The organism is Microcoleus sp. LEGE 07076, assembly GCF_015207455.1.
Taxonomy (GTDB): Bacteria; Cyanobacteriota; Cyanobacteriia; order Cyanobacteriales; family Microcoleaceae; genus Microcoleus.
The window spans coordinates 1-3,240 of record NZ_JADEWV010000374.1 but is presented as its reverse complement, the minus strand read 5'-3'; the positions used below and the strand labels follow the sequence as shown (position 1 = coordinate 3,240).

The 3,240-nt window shown below is 41.9% G+C and carries 1 protein-coding gene and 1 pseudogene; both read left to right on the top strand.

What is annotated here, in order from left to right:
* Window positions 1–1,157 (top strand): annotated as a pseudogene (locus IQ270_RS29215) (hypothetical protein); the annotation flags it as partial.
* Window positions 1,158–1,362: 205 nt separating this feature from the next.
* Window positions 1,363–3,078, top strand: coding sequence for a protein kinase (locus IQ270_RS29210; protein WP_193976612.1), 1,716 nt, complete (start codon window positions 1,363–1,365; stop codon window positions 3,076–3,078).
* The last annotated feature ends 162 nt before the right edge of the window (window positions 3,079–3,240 follow it).

The window sequence follows — 3,240 nt, the reverse complement described above, 5'->3', positions numbered from 1 at the left end:
TTTGGCGATCGCTCTGTCAAGCACCAACACTTGCCCATTTGTTAACTGACCTGATGCAATGTTTCGAGCGATCGCCCCAAATTAACTTACCAGTTGATGTGGATGAAACAATCTCGCAACTAATAGCAAATTTGCGATCGGCCAAATGTCTGATCGTGTTGGACGGTTTTGAAACAATCTTAGAGCCGACTAAGCTAGCCGGACATTATCGACAAGGCTATGAGAAGTATGGCGAATTCATCCAAAAAATTGCCGAACAACAGCATCAAAGTTGTTTAGTAATCGTAACGCGGGAGGTGCCGGAAGCGATCGCTCTGCTGGCGGGCGATCGTTCGCCAGTTCGACTTTTAAAACTGGCTGGTTTGAACGAGACAGAAGCACGAGACATTTTTCAATATCAAGATTTGTCAGATGAAGAAAAATGGCCTGAACTCATTAAGATTTATCAAGGTAATCCCTGGGAGTTGAAAATTGTAGCTTCCGCTATTAGCGAATTGTTTAACGGCAAAGTTTCCGAATTTCTCAAACGCCAAACTTTTGTATTTGGAGGGATAAAAGCTTTATTGAATGACCAGTTTCAACGGCTGTTATATTTAGAAAAAGCGATTCTTTATTGGTTGGCGAGCGAAGGCTCTCCCCTTTCTTTAGAACAGTTAGCCAACTATCTTTTATTTCCGATATCTGAATCGGATCTTATATCTGAGTCGGATATTTTGGAAGCCTTATCTTCCTTGCTGCGCCGGGAGTTGATTGATAAAAATGGTCGCAGCGATCGAGCTGAGTTTATGCTGCACAAAGTTTTAATGCAGTACGTGACCGAGCAATTAACAAACCAGGTTTGCACCGAAATTTTTTCGATGCTCAAAAACCAAAAACCTGATAACAGCAAAGTTAAACTACTTAGAAGTCATCTGGTGTTTAAAAATCCCCAGCTAGCTCCCAATGTAAAAAATGCTAGTACCGGAAATTCGAGCGCCATTGCTGTTAAGGAGAATCTGAATAAGTTGTTTAAAAGCAATAGCAAAGGTTGCGAGCAGTTAAATAAAGTTTATGCTGCCATCCAAAATCAGCCTTGGCAGGAAGGATACATTCAGGATAACTTGCAAAACTTGCTATCATTTATGCAAGCAGAAGAAAAAAATATCGCGCAAGGCTAAGCTGTTCGGCATTTAAAAGACGATTGTAGGGTGCGTCAGTTCTTTCATCGTTTCCCATGTAAGCGTATCGTGTTCTAGCTGACGCACCCTACCTGGATCGTTAGTGGTTTAAATGCTCCACAGCTTAGCGAAAAAAAACAGGGAAAATTACCTGTCAGGTAAATAATATTTTGTTCTGCACTCGGAGGTTGAAAAGGAGGAGATAATGGATAACTTTGACGACCAAATGTTGGGAGAAGAGAGTGTTAGCTACTGCATCAATCCTAAGTGCCAGCAGCGTCTAAATCCTTACGGATTGGAGAAGTGTTTTGCTTGCAACACGCCATTATTAATCAACAACCGTTATCGAGCGGTGAGAAAGCTATATCAAAACGATCGCACCGAAATTTTTGAATTAGAAGACTTGGGATTTGGGGCAGCAGGTTGGGAAGTTCCGAAGATTTTGAAAGTGCTAACCGACGATGGCGAACCCAATGTAGTTCGCCTGTTTCAGCAAGAAGAACTGATATTGCGGCAACTGAAATCTCTGGGAATTCCTAAAGTATTTCCCGGAGGTTACTTTACTTTTGAAACAAGTTGCTGTTTTTTATTGCACTGTTTGGTAATGGAACAAATTCTCGGTCAAAATCTAGAACGTTGGCTGAAATTAAACGGGACAATTTCTGAAGAACAAGCGCTAGATTGGCTGAAACAGATCACCCAACTTTTGGAATGCGTGCACAATCAAGGTTTTTTTCACCGAGATATTAAACCGAGCAACATCATGTGCCGTCCTGACGGAAGCCTAGTATTAGTTGACTTTGGTGCGGCAAGAAAAATAACGTCGGATACCTATATTGATAAATATGAAAATTGCGATACTACGGTAATTTTATCGCACGGTTATACACCTCCCGAACAAGTCAATCGTGCTGCTATTCCGAAATCAGACTTGTTTGCTTTGGGGCGAACTTTTGTACATTTGCTAACTGGCAACCACCCCGATTGTTTAGCGGCAACAGCAACAGGAAAGTTAATCTGGCGGGAATTAGCGCCGCAAATTTCAGTAAATTTGGCAGATTTAATTGACGAAATGATGGCTGCTGAATCTCAGCGTCGCCCTCAAAATCCCAGCATAGTTTTGCACCGTTTAGCCGAAATTGAGTGTAGCAATTTTACAGTCTATAATTTTCTTCGTAAAGCCGCAAGTAAAAGTAATTTCATTAACCCTTACAGAAATTTTCAATATCTCAATTCTCTTCCTGTTAAGTTAGGGCTAGGTATGTCGCTGTTTTTTGGTATTATCGTTTTTAAATTATCTGCGCCTGGGTTAGCTATTTTTTTGAATAATTGGGCTACTGATAATTACGCAGCCGATAACTTAGATGGTGCTCAGATTTGTATAAATTTAGCACTAATGATGGTTCCGAGTTTGGATGAATCTCATTATACTCAAGGCTTAATTTTTGATGCCAATAAAAACTTTTATGCGGCGAGAAATAGTTACGAAAAGGCGATAATAAGTGTTCCCGAAAAATCCCTGAATAATTTAGCTCGATTGGATATTATGGAAAAACGGTATTCGGCTGCTGTTCCTCGACTGAAAAGAGGATTGCTGCTTGTCAAAGAAGCGGATTTAAAGTCGGCTTTGCACAAGAATATGGGCTGGGCACTGTTGGAAATGGGGGATTATCAGCAGGCGGCAATACAATTAAATGGCGCGATCGCACTTGATAGCGATCGCGCTTCTGCGTACTGTCTGCTAGGGCGGGTGCGAGAAGCTCAAAAAGATCGCAGCGGGGCATTTACGGCTTGGCACAACTGCCTGAAATACGCTCCAAAGGAAAAATATCAGCCGGAACTGGACAAGTGGGTTATTGAAGCAAAAAACCGCTTGGAAGTTCAAGGGACTGATGGGGTGACAAGTATCCCAAAACCTTGATTTACAAAGATTTTTATCCGCGATCGCTAAAAATCGGGGCGATCGCTGTTAGATCCCCAAAAGACTCTCGCGCGGGATGGGGGCGGGTTTTTTAGTCTTTGGGTATCTTTTAAAGCTATTTGTGAAGCAGCCCCTACAAGTTTTTGGCCGCGGGTGCAATAT

What these genes read in the sequence shown, in the direction of transcription:
- IQ270_RS29210 (WP_193976612.1), top strand. Translation starts at nt 1,363, where the DNA reads ATGGATAACTTTGACGACCAAATGTTGGGAGAAGAGAGTGTTAGCTAC.